Annotated in this window: 19 protein-coding genes and 2 pseudogenes; 8 read left to right on the top strand and 13 right to left on the bottom strand. The window is 65.6% G+C overall.

Translation table 11 applies throughout. From position 1 onward, the window contains the following. Positions 1-50 precede the first annotated feature (50 nt). A complete protein-coding gene (locus tag LDO41_RS19225; RefSeq protein ID WP_223991093.1) occupies positions 51-932 on the top strand; it encodes a hypothetical protein in 882 nt (293 codons plus the stop codon). A 12-nt stretch (positions 933-944) separates the two neighbouring features. Here the strand turns inward: LDO41_RS19225 and LDO41_RS19220 are convergent, their stop codons facing one another. Further along, positions 945-1844 (bottom strand): flagellar brake protein, encoded by a 900-nt coding sequence (locus tag LDO41_RS19220; RefSeq protein WP_223991091.1) that lies wholly within the window; start codon positions 1842-1844, stop codon positions 945-947. A gap of 257 nt (positions 1845-2101) precedes the next feature. Here LDO41_RS19220 and LDO41_RS19215 point away from each other — a divergent pair, with 257 nt between their 5' ends. Then, on the top strand, positions 2102-2809 hold the full coding sequence (locus LDO41_RS19215; RefSeq protein WP_223991089.1) for a FadR/GntR family transcriptional regulator: 708 nt from the start codon (positions 2102-2104) through the stop codon (positions 2807-2809). A gap of 20 nt (positions 2810-2829) precedes the next feature. After that, the gene (locus LDO41_RS19210) at positions 2830-3927 is read left to right on the top strand and encodes an NAD(P)/FAD-dependent oxidoreductase (RefSeq protein ID WP_223991088.1); all 1098 of its coding nucleotides are present in this window, start codon (positions 2830-2832) and stop codon (positions 3925-3927) included. Here the strand turns inward: LDO41_RS19210 and LDO41_RS19205 are convergent. The 5 genes and pseudogenes from LDO41_RS19205 to LDO41_RS19185 all read right to left on the bottom strand — a co-directional run. Further along, positions 3855-5205, bottom strand: a pseudogene (locus LDO41_RS19205) (MFS transporter); the annotation flags it as partial. The gene LDO41_RS19210 and the pseudogene LDO41_RS19205 sit on opposite strands and share 73 nt — an antisense overlap. Then, positions 5157-6254: a chorismate synthase gene (gene aroC / locus LDO41_RS19200; protein WP_223991084.1), complete on the bottom strand. Its 1098-nt coding sequence runs from the start codon at positions 6252-6254 to the stop codon at positions 5157-5159. The gene aroC and the pseudogene LDO41_RS19205, both read right to left, overlap by 49 nt. Positions 6255-6422: 168 nt before the next feature. Next, positions 6423-7139: pseudogene (locus LDO41_RS19195) on the bottom strand (glutathione S-transferase C-terminal domain-containing protein); the annotation flags it as partial. An 88-nt stretch (positions 7140-7227) separates the two neighbouring features. Then, positions 7228-9129 carry an MFS transporter gene (locus LDO41_RS19190; RefSeq protein WP_223991082.1) on the bottom strand — a complete coding sequence of 634 codons (1902 nt, stop codon included), beginning with the start codon at positions 9127-9129 and terminating at the stop codon, positions 7228-7230. A 90-nt stretch (positions 9130-9219) separates the two neighbouring features. Next, entirely contained in the window at positions 9220-9696 is a 477-nt protein-coding gene (locus tag LDO41_RS19185) for a CBS domain-containing protein (protein ID WP_223991080.1), read from the bottom strand. A gap of 256 nt (positions 9697-9952) precedes the next feature. On the opposite strand from LDO41_RS19185, the gene LDO41_RS19180 reads away from it, so the two are divergent. Both LDO41_RS19180 and LDO41_RS19175 read left to right on the top strand, forming a co-directional pair. Beyond that, positions 9953-11266, top strand: a complete 1314-nt coding sequence (locus LDO41_RS19180; RefSeq protein WP_223991078.1) for an O-acetylhomoserine aminocarboxypropyltransferase — start codon at positions 9953-9955, stop codon at positions 11264-11266. Continuing rightward, on the top strand, positions 11266-12129 hold the full coding sequence (locus LDO41_RS19175) for an alpha/beta fold hydrolase (protein WP_223991076.1): 864 nt from the start codon (positions 11266-11268) through the stop codon (positions 12127-12129). Before LDO41_RS19180 ends, LDO41_RS19175 begins: the two co-directional genes overlap by 1 nt. Positions 12130-12420: 291 nt before the next feature. On the opposite strand, the gene LDO41_RS19170 is transcribed toward LDO41_RS19175, so the two are convergent. Further along, positions 12421-13731 carry a YihY family inner membrane protein gene (locus tag LDO41_RS19170; RefSeq protein ID WP_223991074.1) on the bottom strand — a complete coding sequence of 437 codons (1311 nt, stop codon included), beginning with the start codon at positions 13729-13731 and terminating at the stop codon, positions 12421-12423. 153 nt (positions 13732-13884) lie between these two features. Between LDO41_RS19170 and wrbA the strand changes: the two genes are divergently transcribed. From wrbA to LDO41_RS19155, 3 genes are read left to right on the top strand one after another with little or no spacing between them, the layout of a single operon-like run. Continuing rightward, positions 13885-14499, top strand: coding sequence for an NAD(P)H:quinone oxidoreductase (gene wrbA, locus LDO41_RS19165; protein WP_223991072.1), 615 nt, complete (start codon positions 13885-13887; stop codon positions 14497-14499). Next, complete coding sequence (locus tag LDO41_RS19160) at positions 14496-14888, top strand: DUF2069 domain-containing protein (RefSeq protein WP_223991071.1); 393 nt, start codon at positions 14496-14498, stop codon at positions 14886-14888. The genes wrbA and LDO41_RS19160 overlap by 4 nt, the downstream gene beginning before the upstream one ends. 27 nt (positions 14889-14915) lie before the next feature. Next, a complete protein-coding gene (locus tag LDO41_RS19155) occupies positions 14916-16349 on the top strand; it encodes an FAD-binding oxidoreductase (RefSeq protein WP_223991069.1) in 1434 nt (477 codons plus the stop codon). Positions 16350-16352: 3 nt separating this feature from the next. Here LDO41_RS19155 and LDO41_RS19150 read toward each other — a convergent pair whose 3' ends face one another. The 6 genes from LDO41_RS19150 to LDO41_RS19125 form a co-directional block, all read right to left on the bottom strand. Continuing rightward, positions 16353-16664 (bottom strand): ArsR family transcriptional regulator, encoded by a 312-nt coding sequence (locus LDO41_RS19150; RefSeq protein WP_223991067.1) that lies wholly within the window; start codon positions 16662-16664, stop codon positions 16353-16355. Between the two features lie 22 nt (positions 16665-16686). Next, positions 16687-18132 carry an aminotransferase-like domain-containing protein gene (locus LDO41_RS19145; protein WP_223991065.1) on the bottom strand — a complete coding sequence of 482 codons (1446 nt, stop codon included), beginning with the start codon at positions 18130-18132 and terminating at the stop codon, positions 16687-16689. A gap of 56 nt (positions 18133-18188) precedes the next feature. Next, positions 18189-19082 (bottom strand): molybdopterin-binding protein, encoded by an 894-nt coding sequence (locus LDO41_RS19140; protein WP_223991063.1) that lies wholly within the window; start codon positions 19080-19082, stop codon positions 18189-18191. 9 nt (positions 19083-19091) lie between these two features. Next, on the bottom strand, positions 19092-19595 hold the full coding sequence (gene moaB / locus LDO41_RS19135) for a molybdenum cofactor biosynthesis protein B (protein WP_223991061.1): 504 nt from the start codon (positions 19593-19595) through the stop codon (positions 19092-19094). 15 nt (positions 19596-19610) lie between these two features. Beyond that, entirely contained in the window at positions 19611-20546 is a 936-nt protein-coding gene (gene fdhD / locus LDO41_RS19130) for a formate dehydrogenase accessory sulfurtransferase FdhD (RefSeq protein ID WP_223991059.1), read from the bottom strand. A gap of 134 nt (positions 20547-20680) precedes the next feature. Continuing rightward, entirely contained in the window at positions 20681-22993 is a 2313-nt protein-coding gene (locus tag LDO41_RS19125; protein ID WP_223991057.1) for an FdhF/YdeP family oxidoreductase, read from the bottom strand. Between the last annotated feature and the right edge of the window lie 186 nt (positions 22994-23179).

Genomic DNA, 23179 nt, shown 5'->3' with positions numbered 1-23179 from the left:
CCGCGTTATCGAGTCGATTCGCAGTACTGGTCGCAAGGCTCATCGCCACCATGGCTACGGGCGACTCCGTCCTTGCCGCTGCACCCGCCTGCAGCGCGCACGTGCATACGGCCAGCCAGTACTTTCTCGATACGCCCTGCCAGCCGGCGGCCCAGCCTTCGGACGAGCCGGACGCTTCAACGGGGCCGCTCGCCTGCGAAGGTGCATCGACCACCACTGAACTGGCGCCAGCGTGGTACTACCTGCCGCTCGAGGGCTATCGCACGCGGGAGGTGACGCCGGAACAGTGGATCGTCGCGCCGCCGGCGCCCTCCACGTGGATACGCGATGGCGATGGGCTGCACCGGTCCGATGTTCGCGCACGGCGCCAGTTCCGCTATGCCATTCGTTTCCGTTTCGATTCGGGCGGCGCGGCGCCATCGCGGCCGGCCAGCGAAATCGTTTCACCGATCCTCGAGGCTTGGATGGCACAGCTGCGCGAGGCTCGCGAAGATGCGGGGGCGATGCATTGGCTGTCATGGAGCATCCGGACGCGGCACCTGGGGTGCACGCCGGAGGCCATGCTCGACCGATGGCTGCATCGAGCGCGCGAGATGCGTGAGGAGGCAGGGGATGGCTCTCGGCAACTGTTTGCCGCCGTGGCATACGTCGACACGGTGCCGGTCAGCATCGTGCACTACGTGATTCAGAGCGATCCCGACGGGCGCAACCACATCCTGATCGTGGATAGCATGCAGGCACCATCGACGCTGCTTGATCCGTTCGGCAAGGACACCGTGCACAACGGCATCATTGCCTCGATCCATCACATGAGCGCGGTTGCGGCAGAGAAGACCGATTTCCGTTCGATCAGGGTCGGCATGAGCCTGCGCGTCAAGGCGGAAGCGATGCGCGAGGCCGGCTTTACACCCGAGGCGCACGACGAGTTATGAAGATCCCACGCCCTACACCGTCATGCGCGTGCTGCTCAGCAACTGCTCGTAGATAAAACACTGCAGCAATGTCAGCTCGCGCTCGCCGAGCGCGTCGAAGGCGACGCCGCATGCCGGGAATTCGGCGTCGTCGCTGCCTGCCGGCGCGCCACGCACCTGCGCGTTGAGCGTAATGTCGCTGTCGATCGAGGCGGTACGCAAACGGAAACGTAGCCGGATGCGGCTGCCGATGGCGAGGCCCGGGGCCGAAGTCTGGATCAACGCGCCACCGGTACTGAGGTCCGACAGCAGGCCAAGCCGCGCCATGCCGCTGGCGACGAGACCGTCGATCGATTCTTCCGTATCGCCATCGCCGGGGCCATCGGGCACGAGGTAGGCCGCCAGCCGCGTCGGGACGCGCGCGGCGCTACGCACCGGCGTATGTTCGGTTTCCGCGGGCGAAGACAGCACCAGATAGCGAAACGGGCTGCGGCATGCCGCCGTGATGGTCGAGGTGAAGCTATGGATCGCCTGCCCCGAGAAGCCGCGCAGCAGCAGCGTCTCGCCGGCCTGGACGCCCAGTTCGCGGCCGCCGAGGCTGGGCCAGGTCACGAACAGGCCCTGATCGATAAAGCCGATCAACCGGCTGGCTGCCGCGCGCGAGCTCTCGCCCGGCAGTTTGACGTGCAGCAGCGTGCCGACCTGCAGACCGAGCGGGCCCGCGCTCAGGCGGCCGCGTGGGCTGATCGGGTCGTTCTCGGCTTCGGACTGTTCTTCCGGACGGCACACCGTACCGTGTCGGAACACGAGCGCGAGGTCGCGCTTGTCGGGAATTACGCAACCGCTGCCGAGCATCAGGTTGCCATCGCCGTCGAGCAGCGACCATGGCAGGGGCTGGCCAACCGGCAGGTCTTGAGGGGAAAGCTGGATCATGGCGGGCGTCTCCATGAGAGGCTGAATGAGATCGATCTCATCCGACCGATTTCCTCCAACTTCATGCGCAGGTGTCACGAGCAGGCCGGCGGTTTCCTGCCGGCCTGATGTATTTATCTGCTATCGACCGTTTGAAGACAACCTTGACCCCCGTTTGACCCCCCATTTTCGGGGGATCGCGGTGTTTGGCTTGACGCGCCGTTGCGACTCGCCCACAATCGCCACATCAAAAATCTGTCAGACAGCCTGACATATCGATGGAACCGCTTTCCCGCCCGGCCTCGCTGCCAAGCCGCATTGCCCAGACCCTGCGCGACGAAATCGCCGCGGGGCGCTTTGCCGCTGGCGCACGGCTGCCTGCCGAAGCGGGGCTGGCCGAGGCGTTTGGCGTGAGCCGGCCGATCGTGCGCGAAGCGATTGCCTTGCTCAAGGCCGATGGCGTGCTTGTGACCCGCAAGGGGTCGGGCGCGTATGTCTCCGAGACGCCCGGCGGGCAGGTCTGGCGGGTTGCCAGTGCGCCGGACGGCGGGCCCTCGCTCGAACAGCTGTTCGAACTGCGGCGCGTGGTGGAAGTGGCCTGCGCGGAGATGGCCGCGCGGCGGCGCACGGCTGCCGATATCGCGACGATTCGCGCAGCGCTTGGCGCGATGCAGGCGCATGCGCTGGACTTCGCGAGCGCGGCGGCGGCCGATGTGGCGTTTCATCACGCGATTGCGGCGGCCGCGCATAACCCGTGCTTTACGGGCCTGACCGATTTCGTGAGTCAACAGTTGCTGCTGGCGCGGCAGCGGGCGTGGGAAAACAGTGCGCGGCTGTCGGCCCGCACTGGCGCGCCGCGCGCGGCCGATGCCGAGCACGCGGCGCTGGTCGCGGCGATCGTGGCGGGCGATGCCGATGCCGCGCGCGCTGCCGCGCAGGCGCATCTGGCCGCTGCCGCGTCGCGCATGGGGCTCGCCCTATCCTGATCGTTATCAAGGAGCATCAGATGGAACAGGTGGATTGCGTCGTCATCGGCGCCGGCGTGGTGGGACTCGCGGTGGCACGCGCGTTGGCGCTGCAGGGGCGCGAGGTGATTGTGCTCGAGGCCGAGAACGCGTTTGGCACGATCACGAGCGCGCGCAATAGCGAGGTGATTCACGCGGGCATCTACTATCCGGCGGGCTCGCTCAAGGCCGAGCTTTGCGTGCGGGGCAAGGCGATGCTCTACGATTTTTGCGAGAGCCACCACGTCGAGCATCGGCGCTGCGGCAAGCTGATCGTGGCCACCAGTGCCGCGCAGGTGGCCACGCTCGAAGGCATTCGTGCCAAGGCGGCGGCGAACGGCGTGCACGATCTGCAACTGCTGTCACGCGATGAGGCGCGCGCGCTGGAGCCACAACTCGAATGCGAGGCGGCGCTGCTCTCCCCTTCGACGGGAATTATCGACAGCCATGGGCTGATGACGGCGTTGCTCGGCGATGCCGAAGGCGCGGGGGCGATGCTGGCGGTGCAGTCGCCGGTGTTGTCGGGCGCGGTGACCGCGGAGGGGATTCGGCTCGAGGTTGGCGGCGAGGGCACGACCACGCTGCTGGCGCGTACGGTCATCAATTCGGCGGGGTTGACCGCGCCAGATCTGGCGCGCCGCATCGCGGGCGTGCCGCGCGAGCACGTGCCGCCGCAGTTTTACGCCAAAGGGTGCTATTTCACGCTGGCGGGGCGCGCGCCGTTTTCGCGGTTGATCTATCCGGTGCCGGAAGCGGCGGGGTTGGGCGTGCATCTGACACTCGACCTCGGTGGCCAGGCACGGTTTGGTCCCAACGTGCGATGGATCGACGAGATCGAGTACAGCGTGCCGCCACATGATGCGGATGGGTTCTATGCCGAGGTGCGGCGCTACTGGCCGGGGCTCGCGGATGGGGCGCTGCAGCCGGGGTATGCCGGGATTCGGCCGAAGATCAGCGGCCCTACGGAGGTGGCGGCCGACTTCCGCATCGATGGCCCCGCGGTGCATGGGGTACCGGGGCTGGTGAACCTGTTTGGGATCGAGTCGCCGGGGCTGACGTCGTCGCTGGCGATTGCGGAGCGGGTGGCTGGGTTGGTTTGACGAAGCGGCGAGAAAACCTTAGTCGTCCTTGCGGAAGCTCATCCATGCACAGCCGGCGCCGAGCAGTGCGGCGATGGCCGCCAGGCCGAAGGTGTGCATGGGGGCCAGCGTTTTCCACGTCCAGCCCATGGTCAGGCCGCCGAGCGTGCCGCCCACGCCGTACGAAATCCCCGTGTATAGTGCCTGCCCCCTGCCCTGCAGCGGGCCCGCGAACCAGTGTTGCAGGCGCTTGAGGCTTGCGCTGTGGTGCGCGGCAAAGGTGGCGGCGTGGAGAATCTGCACCACGGCCATCAGCCATACCAATTGCCCCAGATAACCGGTCAGGCCGAAGCGTATCGCCGCGAGCACGAAGGTGCCGGCGAGAATCGCGCGTAGCGAGAAGTGCGAGAACAGGCGGCCCTGATAGAAGAAGAACACGATCTCCGCCACCACGCCGATGGTCCACATCACACCGATGGCGAGCTTGCTGTAGCCGAGTTGCTCGAGGTACAGCGAATAGAACACGTAGAGCGCCGCATGCGCGAACATCATCAGCAGCGCCGACGCCAGGAACCAGGCGACATCCGGGCGGCGCAGCAGCGGCAAGGCTGGTGGTGGGCGCACGCGTGGGCCGTCGTCGTTGGCATCGCGCATGCCCAGCACCACCAGGGCAAACACACCGAGCATCGCGCTCGCGAGCCACGGAAAGGCGAGGATGCCGTAGTGCTCGAACAGCGCGCCGCCCAGCAGTACCGCGCCGATAAAGCCGGCCGAGCCGAACATGCGCACGCGGCCATAGCGGTGGTCGAACGCGCCGTGGCGGCGCAGCGTGGAGATGGTTAGCGCATCGCCGAGCGGTGACATCGCGCTGGTGATCAGGTTGAGGCCGATCATCATCGCCATCATGCCGCCGTAGGTCTCGACCCCGGGCACGATCAGAAACGCGAGCAGCGCGGAAACCGAGGTCAGCCGCAGGATGCGCACGCGTGTGTGCATGACGTCGGACAGCCAGCCCCACAGATACGGGCCGACGATGCGGCTGACCTGAAAGCAGGCCATCAGCACGCCGATCTGTACGGGAGAAAAACCGCGTCCGGAAAAATACAGGCTGATGTAGGGCGAGATGACGCCTACATAGCCGTAGTAGCCAAGGTAGAAGAGCCCAAAGCGCAGATAGGTGGCGGTATCGATGCCGGTCCGACCTTCCGTCCGATTGCCGGTCTGCGCGGCTGGCTCGCTCCCGCCGGTGCTCAAGACTGCGCGGGAATGCGCGGGGTGTCCACGTGCACGTCGCCGCATTGCGCGCGATGACGCAGCGCATGATCCATCAGCACGAGCGCGAGCATGGCTTCAGCGATCGGCGTGGCGCGGATGCCCACGCACGGATCGTGACGACCGAAGGTCTCGACCGTGGCCGGAGCGCCGGCCTTGTCGATCGACGCCTTCGGCGAACGAATGCTCGAGGTCGGCTTGATCGCAATCGACACCGTGATGTCCTGGCCGGTGGAGATACCGCCGAGCACGCCACCGGAGTTGTTGGTACTGAAGCCTTCGGGCGTGAGTTCGTCGCCATGCACGGTGCCGCGCTGCGCGACGCTGTCGAAGCCCGCGCCGATCTCGACGCCCTTGACCGCGTTGATCCCCATCATCGCGTGCGCGATATCGGCATCGAGCTTGTCGAACAACGGCTCGCCGAGGCCGACCGGTACGCCGCTGGCCACCACGTTGATGCGCGCGCCGACCGAATCGCCGTCATGGCGCAGCGCATCCATGTAGGTCTCGAGCTCGGGCACGATCTCGTCGTTGGGCGCGAAGAACGGATTCTCCGGCACATGCTTCCAGTCGAGGAACGGCACTTCCACCTCACCGAGCGCCGACATATAGCCGCGGATCTCGGTGCCGTACTGCTCGCGCAGCCATTTCTTGGCGATGGCCGCCGCGGCCACCACGGGCGCGGTCAGTCGTGCCGACGAACGGCCGCCGCCGCGATAGTCGCGGATGCCGTACTTTTGCCAGTAGGTGTAGTCGGCGTGGCCGGGACGGAAGGTCTCGACGATATTGCCGTAGTCCTTGCTGCGCTGGTCGGTGTTGCGGATCAGCAGGCAGATCGGCGTGCCGGTGGTCTTGCCTTCGAACACGCCCGACAGGATCTCAACCTGATCCGGTTCCTTGCGCTGCGTGACGTGGCGCGAGGTGCCCGGCTTGCGGCGATCGAGGTCGCCCTGGATGTCGGCTTCGGTCAGCGACAGGCCCGGCGGGCAGCCGTCCACGACGGCGCCGATGGCGGGACCGTGCGATTCGCCAAACGTGGTGACAGTGAACAGCAGGCCAAGGGTATTGCCGGACATGATCGAAACCGCCGAGAAGTCAAAAACGGCCTACATTGTACGGCTATTTTGCGCGGCGATCGGCGTGGCGGCGGCATCGGCGGCCTCCGCGACATCGGCGCCCGCGTTACCCACCGAGGCGGCCGCGATACCGGGACCGGGCAAGGCGGCAGTTGTGGCAGTTGCAGTTGCCGCGGCGGGAAACGCGAAGTCGGGATAGAACTCGCGCCGCATGCGCGCGATATAGGCCACCAGATTGGGCCGCGCCTCGGCCGCGGTGCGGATCGGCGTCTCGAACACTGGCGACATCAACGCGCCCGCAAACGCAAACAACGTGGCGTCCGCGCCGCACGGCCGATCGCCCATCAGATAGCGTCGATCGCCAAGGACATCGGCGATCGCGCCCACACTGTGGTTGGCGAGTGCCACCAGTTCGTCATCGGTATAGCGTCCGGCACCCTGGCTCCACAGCATCTGCCGGACCTTGCGCCGCACCAGCCGTTCGACGAGGCCGCGCACCGGCGCCGGCACGCGGCGGAAGTACTGCGCGGGCCCGCGCTCGAAGTTCTCGCGATCGAGCCAGCGCACGCGCGCCACCACCCAGTACAGGTTGTCTTCCATCAGCTTCTCGATAGCCCAGGCGGTGCCGCGCTGCGCGGCGTCCAGGCCCTCATCGAAGTCGATGTGATAGGTCTTCTCGAGATACAGCCGGATCAGCGTGGAGTCCGCGATGATGCGGCCGGTGTCGTCGAGATACGGCAGCTTGCCCTTGGGCGCGCGCCGCAGGCTGCCGCGCCGGGTCTCGTACGGCAGGCCCGAGAGCTTGAGCAGCAGCTCAGCCTTGGTGACGAACGGGCTGGCATCGGGCAGCCCGAACGCGGGGCCAAACGTGTAGAGCGTGATCATGGTGTTCTCCCTCTCCCCTCTACTCGTGACTCGCTACCCGGTCTGGCTCGCCGAGGCGTTATCGGATCATTGGTTGGCGATCGTGTGACTAGCGCCATTCGCCGCGCAACGCCGCCACGGTCTGCCTCAACCCCTCTGCCGTGACCTCGTCGGGCGGCACCGGCGTGCCGACGACCAGTTCCAGCTTGCTCTGGATACCGCGCCGGAACGGCCGCGACATCGCGGGACCGTCCTTGCGCGAGAAGAAGCTGCCCCACAGGCCGCGCAGCGCCATCGGCACCACCGGTACCGGCGTGCGCCGGATGATCTGCTGCACGCCGCCCTTGAACGGATTGAGGTCGCCGGTGGCCGTGATCTTGCCTTCCGGGAAGATGCAGACGAGGTCGCCCTCCTCCAGCGCCTCCGCCACGGCGTCGTATGCGCGCTTGAGCATCTCCGCGTTCTCGTGCGCCGGGGCGATCGGAATCGCGCGCGCCTGACGGAAGAACCACGACAGGAATGGGATCTTGAAGATGCGGTGGTCCATCACGAAGCGCACCGGGCGCGGGCTCGCGGCCATCAGCACCACCGCGTCGGCAAAGCTCACGTGGTTGCATACGAGCACCGCGGGACCTTCGTCGGGAATGTTCTCGGCATTGATGCGGCGCAGACGATAGATCGTGTGCACCAGAATCCAGGCGATAAAGCGCAGCAGGAATTCCGGCACCAGCGTGTAGATGTAGATCGCGACCACCGCGTTGAGCAGGCCGACCACGAGAAACAACTGCGGAATCGTGTAGCCCGCGGACGTGAGCACCACGCCGAGCAGCGAGGCCGCGATCATGAAGAAGCTGTTCAGGATGTTGTTGGCCGCGATGATGCGCGCGCGGTGCGTGGGCGCGCAGCGGCTTTGGATCAATGCATAGAGCGGCACGCTGTAGAAGCCGCCGAACATCGCCACGCCAAATAGGTCGATCAGCACGCGCCAGTGGCCCGGCGCCGCGATAAAACCGCCAATGCCAGTCAGCGTGCCGGCCGCGCTTTCCCCATGCGTGGCCAGGTACAGATCCACCGCGAATACCGTCATGCCGATCGAGCCGAACGGCACCAGGCCGATTTCCACATGCCGGCTCGAGAGCCGCTCGCACAGCAGCGAGCCAAAGCCGATACCGATCGAGAACACCGCAAGCAGTAGCGTGACCACGTTCTGATCGCCGCCGAGCACATCCTTGGCAAAGCTGAAGAACGAGGTCAGGAAGGTGGCACCGAGGAACCACAGCCACGAAATGCCGAGCAGGCTCAGGAACACCACGCGGCGCTCGCGCGCGAGCATCAGGTTGCGCCACGTCTCGGTGAACGGGTTCCAGTTGATGCGCAGGTCCGGTTGCGGCGCGGGCGAATCCGGTACGCCGCGCGATACGATGCGGCCGGCAATGGCCAGCATCACGCAAACGATGCCGACGTAGAGCGGTCCGACAATCTCGCCACCGCTCGACAGACCGGCGAGCTCGCCGCCGATGATGGTGCCGAACAGGATCGCCACGAACGTGCCCATTTCCACGAGCCCGTTGCCGCCGACCAGTTCGGTCTGGTCCAGATGCTGCGGCAGGTACGCGAACTTGACCGGCCCGAACAGCGTCGAGTGCAGGCCCATCAGGAACGTGCCGGTGTAGAGGATTGGCGCACTGTGCCAGTAGAACCCGGCCAGGCCGAGCAGCATGATGGCGATCTCGAGCGATTTGACCAGCCGGATCAGGCGCGATTTCTCGATCTTGTCGGCGATCTGCCCGCTTGTGGCCGAGAACAGCACGAACGGCAAAATAAAGATCGCGGAAATCAGGAAGGCGGCGGAGTGGGCATCGACGCCCTCGAACAACGCGGTGTGATACGTCACCAGCGACGTGAACGCGACCTTGAAGACGTTGTCGTTCATCGCCCCGAGGAACTGCGTCCAGAAGAACGGGGCAAACCGCCGCAGACCCAGCAGGCGGAACTGACTATGTTGGCTCATCGATGGCTTTCTGGATGGCTTCGTATGATGCGCGGGGACGGGCGCGGGCGCCGCCCTCCCTGGCGGCGCGGCGCGGGGCGAGGCGGGGGCTTAAGGCTGCGCGGTCCGCTCGTCCGAGCGCTCCTCTGGCCGCTCTTCCGGCCAGTCGCGAATATACGCCTTGAGCATCTTGTTCTCGAAGCTCTGTTCCTCGACCACCGCCTTGGCGACGTCATAGAACGAGATCACGCCCATCAGTGTACGGTTGTCGAGCACCGGCAGATAGCGCGTGTGGCGCTCCAGCATCATGCGGCGCACTTCATTGACGTCGGTCTCGGGCGTGCAGGTCAGCGGCGCGTCGTCCATGATCTTGCGCAGGCTGTGCGTGCCGACTGTGCCGTCATTCTTCGCCAGGGTCTCGATGATCTCGCGGAAGGTCAGCATGCCGACCAGCTCGCCGTACTCCATGATCACCACCGAGCCGATATCGTGCTCGGCCATGGTGTTGACCGCTTCCAGCAGCGACGTGTCCGGATTGACGGTGTACAAGGTGTTGCCCTTGATCTGAAGGATGTCGCTGACTTTCATGACGGTCTCCGCGGCTGCCGGCAGGCAGCGTTGTATCGATTTGTTCGTGTTTGTTTGCAAATGCACTGGAAAAGCCGGCAAAGGCCCGTCCGATGCGGCGATGCTAGCCCAAACCGGGCGATCAAGTAAAGCGAGCATTCCTTCCAGACTGCGCTTCCAGATGTGCGTCCACGTGCGACGTGCGCGTTTCCCTCGATGGCGCCGCCGTACGCCGGTGCTAGGATGCCCACCGGAGACAACCACTAGCGAGACACCCATGTCCGGAACCCGCTTCGATACGCTGACGCTGCATGCTGGCGCCGCGCCGGACCCCGCCACCGGGGCCCGTGCCACACCGATCCATCTGACCACCTCGTTTGTGTTTCGCGACAGCGAGCACGCGGCCTCGCTGTTCAATATGGAGCGCGCGGGACACGTGTATTCGCGTATTTCAAACCCGACCGTGGCGGTGTTCGAGGAGCGCGTGGCCGCGCTCGAGGGCGGCGCGGGGGCGATCGGCACGGCCTCGGGGCAGGCGGCGTTGCATCTGGCGGTGGCCACGCTGATGGGGGCGGGGTCGCATATCGTGGCGTCGTCGGCGCTCTATGGCGGCTCGCACAACCTGTTGCACTACACGATGCGCCGCTTTGGCATCGAGACCACGTTCGTCGATCCGCGCGATATCGACGCGTGGCGTGCGGCAATCCGGCCCGAGACGCGGCTGCTGTTTGGCGAGACGCTCGGCAACCCGGGGCTGGATGTGCTCGATATCGAGACCGTGGCGCAGCTTGGGCAGGATCATCGGATTCCGCTGCTGGTGGACTCCACGTTCACCACGCCCTATCTGCTGCGTCCGTTCGACCATGGTGCCGGCATGGTCTATCACTCGGCGACCAAGTTTCTGGGTGGGCATGGCACGACGATTGGTGGGGTGCTGGTGGAAGGTGGCACGTTCGACTTTGATGCGTCGGGGCGCTTTCCCGAACTCTCCGAGCCGTATGCGGGGTTCCACAATATGGTGTTCACCGAGGAGAGCACGGTGGCACCGTTCCTGTTGCGCGCGCGGCGTGAGGGACTGCGCGATTTTGGCGCGGCGATGAATCCGATGGCGGCGTGGCAGCTGCTGCAGGGCATCGAGACGCTGCCGCTGCGGATGGCGCGCCATGTCGACAACACGCGCCGCGTGGTGGCGTTTCTCGCCGCGCATCCGATGGTCGAGGCGGTGGCCTATCCGGAGCTGGAGTCGCATCCGGACCATGCGCTGGCCAGGCGATTGCTGCCGCGCGGTTGCGGCGCGGTGTTCAGCTTCAACCTGCGCGCGGATCGCGTGGCGGGGCAGCGGTTTATCGAAAGCCTGTCGTTGTTCTCGCACCTGGCCAATGTGGGCGATGCGCGTTCGCTGGTGATTCATCCTGCTTCCACCACACACTTCCGCATGGATGCGGCCGCGCTCAAGGCGGCGGGGATTGGCGAAGGGACGATCCGGTTGTCGATCGGGCTCGAGGATCCGGACGATCTGATCGACGATCTCAAGCGCGGCCTCAAGGCCGCCGAGCGCGCGATGGGCGCGGGTGCTAAGGGAGGCCGCTGATGGAACTCACCGTTCAGGGCCAGAATGCCTATGCCTATACCGGTGGCAAGCCGTTCAACGCCACCCTGCCCTGTGCCGTGTTCGTGCACGGGGCGCAGAACGATCACAGCGTCTGGGGGTTGCAGACGCGCTGGTTTGCCAATCATGGGTTCTCGGTGCTTGCGGTGGATCTGCCGGGGCATCATCGCAGCGCGGGGGCGCCGTTGACCACGGTCGAGGCGATGGCGGATTGGGTCATGGCGCTGGTCGCCGCGGCGGGCGTCACTGCGCCGGCGCTGGTGTTTGGCCACAGCATGGGGTCGCTGATCGCTTTGGAATGCGCGGCGCGGCATGCGGGGGCGGTGCGTGGGATTGGTTTGCTGGCGACCGCGTATCCGATGAAGGTTTCCGAGGCGCTGCTCGACGCCGCGCTACATCGCGAGCCGGAAGCCATTGCGATGGTCACGCAGTGGTCGTTATCGAGCCTTGCCAACAAGCCATCTTCGCCCGGGCCCGGGGCGTGGATGCATGGTGGCAGCCAACGGCTGATGGAACGCGTGGCGCGGCGCAATCCGGATGCGCATGTGTTTCATACCGATTTCACGGCGTGCAACGCCTATGCGCATGGCGAGGAGGCGGCGGCTGGCGTGTCGTGTCCGGCGTTGTTCGTGACGGGGACGAAGGATCAGATGACATCGCCGAAGGCCGCGCAGGCACTGGCCGCGCGGATGGCCGACGCGACGCTGGTCACGGTGCCTTGCGGGCATGCGTTGATGGGGGAGCGGCCGGATGAGGTGCTGGATGCGTTGGCGGCCTTTGCAAGGAAAGTGCCCTCTCCCCCGGCCCCTCTCCCCGGGGGAGAGGGGAGCAAATCAAAACAATAGGGATTTGATACCCCACTCCCCCGGCCCCTCTCCCCTAAGGGAGAGGGGAGCAAACCGGCGGCATAGGCGCGGTCTGCGCCACGGTCCTGCGCCATCGGTGCTCCGCTCTCTCCCCCAAGCTCAGGGAGCGAACCAGCGGTATGCGCGCGGTCTGCGCCCGGTGTTCTCCCCTCTCCCTCAGGGAGAGGGGTCGGGGGAGAGGGTGAATTCAAACTTACCTATTGTTTGCTCCCCTCTCCCTGCGGGAGAGGGGCCGGGGGTGAGGGCGAGCGGCGTAGCCGCTCATGCAAGTTAAATCTGGCCGTGCCAGCCCGGTGGCACCACCTCCAGCACTGGCTTGCCTTCCTCCTGCTGACGGAACACGACCTCCAGCGGCTGGTTCAGCTGGGGGTTGTCGAGGATGCCGCGCAGGCGGTCCACGCCCTGCATCTGGTGCGCCAGCGCGGTGCGCGGAAGCCGCGCGAGGTTCAGCACCAGGCGGTCGTGCAGCACGCGTAGCGTTACCTGCGAGGGATCGCACAGCAGCGCCCAGTGCGCCTGACCGCGTTCCTGCTGGAGCTTGCCGATCAGGTGCAGGCCCTTGAGCTTGCCCAGCAGACTGGCAAGGTAGTCCGCCTCCACCCTTAGCTTACGGCCCATGTCGAGTTCGCCCACGCTGCGCGGCACCTCGTCGCGGGCGCGGTACAGCAGGTACAGCACGCCGAGCGCGTCGAAGAACTCGCTGCCCGCGAACGAGCGGCGGCGCCAGTAGCCCTGCCGGATCACCGGCAGATTGGCGGCGATGGTCGCGCCGAGCAGCGTGACGAGCCAGCTCACATACATCCACAGCAGGAACAGCGGCAACACCGCGAACGTGCCGTACACCGCGGTGTAGGTCGGGATATGCGTAATGAAGTAGCCAAAACCACGTTTGGCGATTTCGAACGCGACGGCGGCCACCAGACCGGCCGCGATCGCATCGCGCCATTCCACGTACGCGTAGGGCACCGCCATGTACAGGAACGCGAACGCGACGGCCGACAGCAGCACCGGTGTGAGACCTACTAGCAGTCCCACGCCGAACGGCATCGTGCTGACATAGCCGGCCGAGATCGAGATCAGGTACGAGCTGATCGACAGGCTCGCGCCAATCAGCACGGGCCCAAGCGTCAGCACGGCCCAGAACACCAGCACACGCTGCGCGAACGGCCGGCGGCGCTTGACGCGCCAGATCGCGTTGAGCGCGTCCTCCACCGTCAACATCGTCAGCACGGACGTAAGCATCAGCCCGACCAGACCCAGCGCGGTCAACCCGCGCGCGCTCTTGGCGAACTGGCCGATATAGCGCGACACCGAGTCGCTGATATTGCCGCCCGGAATCAGATTCTGGAACAGGAAGGCCTCGATCTGGCCGCGGAAGTCGCGGAACATCGGAAACGCCGCGAGCAGCGCGAACGCGACCGTGAGCACGGGCACCACGGCCAGTACGGTGGTAAACGTCAGACTGGCCGAGACCTGCGGCAGACGGTCCTCGGCGGCGCGGCGTAGCGCGTAGCGGGAAAGCGCGCGCACCTTCTGCAGGTTCCATTCCCTGCGCAGGCGGGCGATGCGTACAGCGGGCATGCGGGAGCGATTTCCTTGTATTGGGGTTGGCGGGGTTGGCAGTCAATCTTTCGGACGCGTGTGGCCCGAGAGAAGCACGCAACTATAATACGCGCATTGTTCACGGCACCGCCGTCACCGTACGGTCCGGTTCCCCTCGATCGCCGAGCCTTCATGACAGACATTCTGGTCCTGTTCTACAGCCGTCACGGCAATACCCGCAAGCTCGCCGAGCTGATCGCCAATGGCATCGACAGCGTGCCCGGCGCGCAGGCGCGCGTGCGCACGGTGCCGCCGGTCTCCACCGTGTGCGAGGCCACAGCCGCCGATATTCCCGCGGAAGGCGCCCCGTACGCGGAACTGCGCGACCTCGAGGAATGCGCGGGCCTGGCGCTGGGCAGCCCGACCCGCTTCGGCAATATGGCCGCGCCGATGAAGTACTTTCTCGACGGCACGGTCTCGCAATGGCTGTCTGGCGCGCTGGCCGGCAAGCCCGCCTGCGTGTTTACCTCCACCGGCAGTCTGCATGGCGGCCAGGAAACCACACTGCTGTCGATGATGCTGCCGCTGTTCCACCACGGCATGCTCGTGATGGGGCTCCCCTATTCCGAGCCCGGGCTGATGACCACGACCGCCGGGGGCACGCCTTACGGCCCGAGCCATCATGCGCATGTCGACAATCGCGGACCGATCTCCGAGCACGAATCGGCGCTGGCGGTGGCGATGGGCCGCCGTCTCGCGCAGACCGCGCTGAAGCTGAAGGGCAATGCAGCGGAGGCCGCGGCATGACGCCCCCCGCCGCCGCGCTTCACAATACCGCGCTTCATCGCGCCAGCCTGATCAGCCTGATTGCGCTGATGGTGCTATGCATCGCGTGGGAATGGTTTCTGGCACCGCTGCGGCCCGGTGGCTCGTGGCTGATCGTCAAGGTGGTGTTTCTGCTGCCGGTGCTGCGCGGCGTGATTACGCGCAATCGCTATACGCTGCAGTGGTCGTCGATGCTGATCCTGCTGTACTTCACCGAGGGCGTGGTGCGCGCGACCAGCGATCGCGGACCGTCGGCGCTGCTGGCGATCGTCGAGGTGGCCCTGACGCTGGTGTTCTTTTTCAGCACGATCTTTTATTTGCGCCCTTACAAGCAGCACTCGCGCGCGCAGACCAAGAATAAAACGCGCTGAGTGCGCCATCCGGAGACAACCGTTCTTATGCCCACCGCGAAACCCGATTCGTTTCTCGACCTGTGCCGTGCCGCCATCGGCGCGCAGCATGTACTGACCGAGACCGAGGACAAGGCCTCTTACCTGACCGACTGGCGCCAGCGCTATACCGGCGATGCCTTGGCCGTATTGCGTCCCGGCACCACGCAGGAAGTGGCCGCCATCGTGCATGCCTGCCATGCGCATGATTTTGCGATCGTGCCGCAGGGTGGCAATACGGGCTTGTGCGGCGGGGCCACGCCCGCGGCAGGCGAGGCGGCCGCGCGTGGCGTGGTGGTGCTGTCGCTGCAGCGGCTCAATCGGATTCGGCAGGTGGATCCGGTGAACAACACCGTGACCGTGGAAGCAGGCGTGGTGTTGCAGCAGTTGCAGGATGCCGCGCGCGAGCACGATCGGTTGTTTCCGCTGAGTCTTGCCGCCGAGGGTAGCTGCACGATTGGCGGCAATCTGTCGACGAACGCCGGTGGCACGGGCGTGCTGCGCTATGGCAATACGCGTGAGCTGTGTCTGGGGCTCGAGGTGGTGACGGCCACTGGCGAGGTCTGGGAGGGGCTGCGGGGTCTGCGCAAGGACAACACCGGGTATGACCTGCGCGATCTGTTCATTGGTGCCGAGGGCACGCTTGGGATCATCACCGCCGCGGTGATGAAGCTCTATCCGGCGCCGCGCGCGCGGGTGACCGCGCTGGCCGCGCTACAGAGTCCGCGCGATGCGCTGGCGCTGCTGTCCATCGCGCAATCGCATGCGGGGTCTATGCTGACGGGCTTCGAGCTGATGTCGGAGCTGTGCATGACGCTGGTCACGCGGCATTATCCGCAGTTGCGCTATCCGTTCGCGCAACCGTATCCGCAGCTTGTGTTGCTGGAGTTGTCGGACAGCGAGAGCGAGGAGCATGCGCGGGCGATTTTCGAGACCATGATGACGGCGGCGTTCGAGGCCGGTGTGGTGCTCGATGCCGTGGTGGCCGAATCGATGCAGCAGTCGCGTGATTTGTGGAATTTGCGCGAGCATATTCCGCTGGCGCAGGTGGAGGAAGGGAAGAACATCAAGCACGATATCGCGGTGCCGATCTCGAAGGTGGCGGACTTTATCGAGACCACTGACGCGTTGTTGCAGGCGGTGTTTCCGGGCGCGCGCATGGTCACGTTCGGGCATCTTGGCGATGGCAATCTGCATTACAACGTGTCACCGCCCGAGGGCGGGGATCATGATGCGTTTCTGGCGAATCAGGACACGGTCAATCGCATCGTGCACGATAGCGTGCATCGGTTTGGGGGGTCGATTTCAGCCGAGCATGGGCTGGGACAGCTCAAGCTTGAGGAGAATGCGCGTTACAAGAGTGGGGTCGAGCTTGCGTTGATGAAGGCAGTCAAGCAAACGTTTGACCCACGTGGCCTGATGAATCCGGGGAAGGTGGTTTAAGCGCTAATGCCGCGTCAGCTGCGAGGCCTGGCCGTCGAATAACTCGGCACACAGTGCCTCGCCCTCCTCCGTCAGGTGCGCGGTGCCGCGCCCTTCCTCGTCCATCGTCGTTTCCGCCAGCTCCAGTTGCTCGAGCTGCGTCAGCACGCGGCGCAGCACGCTCATCTGGACCGCGGCACGCTTGCTGATGCGGGCAAGGGACCAGCGTTTGCCGTCGGTCTCCTGACTGGCGGTCCACAGGACCTGAAGAATGCCGGCGACCGCCGGATCCAGGTCTTCGCCGCCGGTTTCTTCCGCAGGGGTCTGATCTTCCATGTTGTTGTCTCCCATCTAGTCGTTATCCGGACATCTCCTGCACCGGCCCCGTGCGTGCCTGCAGTGACGCCACAAGCTTGCCGAGCGTGATGACGGCCGCCTCGATCTCTGACGTCCAGGCCGCGCTGTAATTGAGCCGGATGCAATTCGTATAGGTCGGCGCAGCCGAGAACATATGTCCCGGCGCCACCGTGATCTTGCGCTCCAATGCCAGGTGATACAGCACCATGGCATCCACGCCTTCGGGCAACTGCACCCACATCACGTAACCGCCAGTGGGCCGCGACACGCTGGTGCCGGGCGGAAAGAAGCGTCGCACGGCGGCAGCCATGATATCGGCCTGCTGCGCGTAGGCCTTGCGCACGCGCCGCAGATGAAAATCATAGCCGTCGTTCTTCAGAAACTCGGCAATCGCAAGCTGCGGAATCGCGGGCGTGGTCAGTGTGTTGAGGAACTTGAGCCGCTCCACCGTCTCGCGATACCGCCCCGGCAGCGCCCAGCCGATGCGCCACGCGTTGGTCAGCGTCTTCGAGAACGACGCGCAATGCAGCACGATGCCAGCGGTGTCGTACGCCTTCAGCGAGGTGGGATGCGCATCGCCGTAATACAGCTCGCCATACACATCATTCTCGATGACCGGAATGTCCTTCTCGGTCAGCAAGGCCACCAGCTGCCGCTTGCGCTCGTCGGACATCTGGAACCCGAGCGGATTCTGGAAGTTCGGCATCACCATGCACGCCTTGATGCCGCGCTCCTCGATCAGGCGCATCAGCGACGGCAGGTCCATACCCTCCACCGGATCGGTCGGCACTTCCACCGCACGCATACCCAGCCGCTCGATCGCATGCAGCATCGCGTAATACGTCGGCGACTCCACCGCAATCGCGTCACCGGGCTTGGCCACCGCCTGCAGACACAGGTTGATCGCCTCGGTGGCGCCAATCGTGATGATCAGTTCGTTGGGGTCGATGGTGTAGCCGTTCTCGAGATAGCGCCGCGTGATCTGGCGAATCAGTTGCGGCTGGCCCGGCGGCAGATCGTCGAGCACGTTCCATGTCGCGTAGCGGCGACCGATATTGTTGGCGTACTGGTTGATGCGCTGCCATGGAAACAGCGTGGGATCGGGATACGGCGACCCGAGCGCGATCGCATCGTCGGAGCGGATCGAGCGCAGCGTCGACAGCACCATGCCGCTGACATCCACCGCCGACGGCCGTGGGTCAGGCCGCGATGGCCGCAACTCGACGACCGGCTCCTCGCGCCGGGCGCGCACGAAGTAGCCCGACTGGGGGCGGCTTTCGATAATGCCGCGGCTTTCCAGCAGCACGTACGCGCGAATCACGGTGGTGATGCTGAGCCGGTGATGCTGGCTGGCCTGCCGTACCGACGGAATCCGCTCGCCGGGCAGCAATACCCCCTGCTGCACCAGCGCCTCGATATCCGTCGCAAGCTTCTCGTATAGATTCACCGCCCGTCAGCCTTTCGCCTGAATGGATGGCCAGCCGGCACCCCCCCGGGGCGCCCTCAGCAAAGCCAACGGCTGAGATCGTAATACGGAACGCGGCCTTGTGTCCTCCCGGACATATGCGGGGCGATGCGCACCAGACCCGATGCGTCACCCAGCGTGGCCACGGAGGCATCGGGCTGGCTATCGGCGCGTACCGCGGCACGCACCCAATCGGTGCCATCGGCCGCGGTGGCGCGCTCGACACGCCAGAACGCGTCGCCTTCGCCATGGTGCGGCACGAAAAAATCCGGCTCGACGCGGCTGACCGGCGGATAAATCAGCGCCCGCCCCTGCATGCGGCGCAGCATCGGGGTGACCAGCAGTACAAAGGACACGTAAGCGGCCGCCGCGTCGGCGGGCAGGCAGACCAGCGGCCGGCCCCGCAGTTTGCCAAGCAGCACCGCGCGGCCGGGGTTCATGTCGACCTGCCGGCACAGCAGTTCGCCACCGGCCGCGACCAGCGCCCCGGCGAATAACTGTGGCGCGCCACTGACAAACACCACATCGCACTCGCCTTCCTCGATCAGATCGACCAGCGCATCGTGCAGGCGCGCGCCCTCCGCCGGCACATGGCCCCGGCGACGCACCACCGCGCCCAGCGAATGGACGAGGGCCTCGAGCATCGGGCTATTGGCATCGGGTGCCGCGTCGGTGGGAGCGTCGTCCACGCGCAACAGCGCCACCTCGACCAGCCGGAACACGGGGACCTCGACGTATCCCTGCGCGGCCAGCGCGGCGATATGGCCCGGCTGCAGCAGCGTGCCCGCGGCGGGCAATGGTTCTTCGGAACGGGAGGCCAGATTGCTGGCAAGCACGCGGCCGGGCGCGAGCTCCAGCCAGATCGATTCGGACTCGCACACGGGTGCCACGCTCGCGGCAAAACGGGCCTGGGCGTCATCGAACTTCAGCATCGCAAGCTCCTAGCGGAAGCCGGACGCAAAGTTGCAGGGCCGCGTGCGGCTGTCCAGCTGCGTACGCAGCAGCCCGTTCCAGGCGGTCAGGCAGGAGTCTTCGGAACCCGGTATGCAGAAAATGACGCGACCGTTGGCGGTGCCGGCCAGCGCGCGCGACTGGATCGCCGAGCCGCCGACGCTCTGGTACGACAGCGAGCGGAACAGTTCGCCAAACCCTTCGACCTCGCGATCGAACAGCGGCTGTACCGCCTCGGGCAGCGAATTGCGCTCGTTGAAACCAGTGCCGCCGTTGGTCAGGATGATCTGCACGTCGTCAGCGACGATCCAGTCGCTGAGCACGCGGCGGATCTGGTAGCGGTTGTCCGCCACGATCGCGCGCCGCACGCAGCGGTGCCCGTCCTCGCCAAGCAGCCGCGCGAGCAGATCGCCGGAGGTATCGTTCTCAGCCGTGCGCTTGTCGCTGACGGTCAGCACCGCGCAGGCCAGCGAAAGTCGATGATCGAGGGCCATCGTGCGACTCCTGTGTCAGTGCCCGGACTCGGGATCAGAGGGTTGGCTACCCCGCCCCGTGTATTCGACGTAGCCATCCTTGCGGCAGAAGCTCAGCAGCCGCACCTTGGCGGTTTCGGCAATGCGAATCGCCAGCGAGGTCGGCGCCGAGATCGTGGCCACCATCTGGATGTTCATGCGCGCGGCCTTGCGTACCAGCTCGTAGCTGGCGCGGCTCGACAGAAACACGAAGCCATCGTCGAGCGGCACGCGCTCGCTGGCCAGATGGCCGATCAGCTTGTCCAGGCCGTTGTGCCGGCCCACATCTTCGAACACATGACGCACCGCGCCATCGGCGCCGCACCAGGCGGCCGCGTGCACGCCGCCGGTGGCGCGCATCAGCGTTTGCCAGGCCGGCAGTTCCGCGGCGGCGCGTTCGATCATGTCGCGCGTGGGCACCAGCGGCGCGCGCGGCGTGGCAATCGGCACTGGCTGCAGATCGAGCAGCTCGATGCTCTCGATGCCGCAGACGCCGCAGCCCGTGCGGCCGGCCATGGCCCGCCGATGATCCTTCATCGCCATGAACGCGCGCTGACTGATCCGCATCTGCACTTCGTAGCTGTCGCAGCCTTCCACGACATCGATGTCGTAGATCTCGGACACGCTATCGACAATGCCTTCGGTCAGCGAGAAGCCGATCGCGAACGCCTCGAGGTCGCGCGGCGTCGCCATCATCACGGCATGGGAAATATCGTTGTAGACCAGCGCGACCGGCACTTCCTCGGCCACGTTGTCCACGGCCTCGGTGGCCACGCCGGCCTTGTGGCGGACGATTTCGCGCGCGACATAGCCGGCGCGCTCATCGGCGGCAACATCGGCGGCAACATCGGCCAAAGTGGCCGGGGTGGCCGCCGGGGTTGCCGAATTGGCGGGGGCGGAAGTCGGTGGGATGGTCGGTTCGGCAGGAGTCATTAGGTTCTCGCACGCTGAAAGCATGGAGCCATGTTATCCGACCTTGCCGAATCGGGAGGCATACAGTTGCGCGGCCGCCGCCCGATGACAGCATCGGGCGTACAAGCGGCCGCCATCAAAACGCTAAAAACGCGTCAGCCCTGCAACGCCGCGCGGCTCAGCAGCACCGGGATCGACTTGGAGGTCGGCGTGCCCGAGCGGTCGCCAATGCTCTCGAGCGGCACCAGCGGGTTGGTTTCCGGGTAATACGCGCCCAGGCAGCCCGCCGGAATGTCGTAGTCCACGAGCAGGAAGTCCTGCGCATGACGCTCGATGCCGTCATCCCACACGCTCGTCACGTCCACGCGCTCGCCCGCGGCAAAACCGAGGCGCTCGCGATCGGCGGCGTTGATAAACACCACGCGGCGCAGCCCGAACACGCCGCGATAACGGTCGTCGAGGCCGTAGATCGTGGTGTTGTACTGGTCGTGCGAACGCGTGGTCATCATGACCATCAGGTCCTTGCCGTACTTCTCCCGCGCGCGCTTGATCGGGGTGTCCTTGTCGATCGCATGCACGAGGAACGTGGCCTTGCCCGAATCGGTGCGCCAGATGCGGTTGCGCGACGCGGGCGTCAGGTGGAAGCCGCCCGGCTGTGCCACGCGCTCGTTGTAGTCCTCGAAGCCCGGAATCACCTTCTCGATGGCGTCGCGAATGCGGCTGTAGTCGCGTGCATACCACTTCCAGTCCACCTTGGCCGAACCCAGCGTGGCGGCGGCCATGCCGGCCACGATCGCGGTCTCGGACATCAGGTCCGGCGACGCCGGCTTGTTCATGCCGTACGACATATGGACCATGCAGACCGAGTCCTCCACCGTCACGCCCTGCGCCACGCCTTCCTGCAGGTCGATCTCGGTACGGCCCATGGTCGGCAGCACCAGCGCGTCGCCGTCCATGATCAGATGGCTGCGGTTCAGCTTGGTCGCGATATTGACCACGAGGTCGCAGTTACGCAGGGCCTGCCACGTGCGCGGCGTATCCGGCGTGGCCATCGCGAAGTTACCGCCCAGGCCGATAAAGACCTTGGTGCGACCGTCGAGCATGGCCTGAATCGCACCCACCACATCCTGGCCGTGATGACGCGGCGGCTCGAAGTCGAACACCTGACCCAGACGGTTCAGGAAGTCCTCGCTCGGCTGCTCCTCGATGCCGACGGTACGATCGCCCTGCACGTTCGAATGCCCGCGCACGGGCATCAGGCCCGCGCCGGTGCGGCCGATATTGCCGCGCAGCATCATCACGTTGGACAGCATCTGAATCGTGGCGACCGAGTTCTTGTGTTGGGTGATACCCATGCCCCAGCACGCGATCACGCGTTCGCCCTTGACGTACACATCCGTCCACGCGTCGATGTCCTCGCGCGACACGCCCGACTCGGCCACGATATCGGCCCAGCTCTCGGCGCGCAGGTCGTCGATAAAGGCGTCGAAGCCCGAGGTATGGGCCTCGATGAAGTCCACATCGATCACGCGTTTCGTGCCGGCCGCGATGGCCGCATCGTCGAGCTCGATCACTCGCTTGCCCAGACCCTTGATCAGCGCGAAGTCGCCGGCCAGCTTGGGCGTCACGAACATCGAGGCGATCTGCGTGCTCGAACCCGTGAGCATTTCGGCCGGGTGCTGCGGGCTGGCAAAACGCTGCAGGCCGCGCTCCTTGAGCGGGTTGATCGAGACGATCGTGGTGCCACGGCGCGCCGCCTCGCGCAGCTCGCCGAGCATGCGCGGGTGATTGGTCGCCGGGTTCTGCCCGAAGATCATGATCGTGTCGGCGTGCTCGAAGTCATCGAGCAGCACCGTGGCCTTGCCCACGCCTACCGTCAACGGCAAGCCGCGGCTGGTGGCCTCGTGGCACATGTTCGAGCAGTCCGGGAAATTGTTGGTGCCGTACATGCGCACGAACAACTGGAACAGGAACGCGGCTTCGTTGCTGGCGCGGCCCGACGTATAGAACGTGGCGGCGTCAGGGTTCGGCTGCTTCTTCAGATGATGCGCAATCAACTGGAACGCGTCGTTCCATGCGATCGGGACGTATTTGTCGGTCTGCTTGTCGTAGACCATCGGGTGCGTGAGCCGGCCATGCTGCTCGAGCTCGTAGTCCGACTGCTTGAGCAGTTCGGTGACCGTATGCTGCGCGAAGAACGCCGGGGTCACGCGCTTGCTGGTCGCCTCCGCGGCCACCGCCTTGACGCCGTTCTCGCAGAACTCGAACGTCGAGGCGTGCTGGCGGTCGGGCCAGGCACAACCGGGGCAATCGAAGCCATCCGGCTGGTTCTGCTTGAACAGCAGCTTGTACTTGCCGCCGGCCACCTTCTCTTTGATCAGATTGACGGCGACGTATTTCAGGGCACCCCAGCCGCCGGCCGGGTGCGTGTACGGGGCCACATGGCCCTTTTCTGGGGTGGTGCTCATAACGGGGGCGACTTCCTCGAACTCGCGCGCGGAGCCCGATTCGGCGCCACGTCACGGGAAGTAGCCTATGGGACGGGAGGGGTGTGGGGAGCACACAGACTGTACTGGCGCGGAGGAGTACAGTTGTGCAGTGCACGCTCATAAATGCTTCTTAAGGCATATATTAACGCTAACTGTACTCACCAA

Source organism: Cupriavidus pampae, assembly GCF_914271485.1.
Classification (GTDB): Bacteria; Pseudomonadota; Gammaproteobacteria; order Burkholderiales; family Burkholderiaceae; genus Cupriavidus; species Cupriavidus pampae.
The sequence above is the reverse complement of the archived record's forward strand: the minus strand, read 5'-3'. Positions and strand labels throughout refer to the sequence as shown.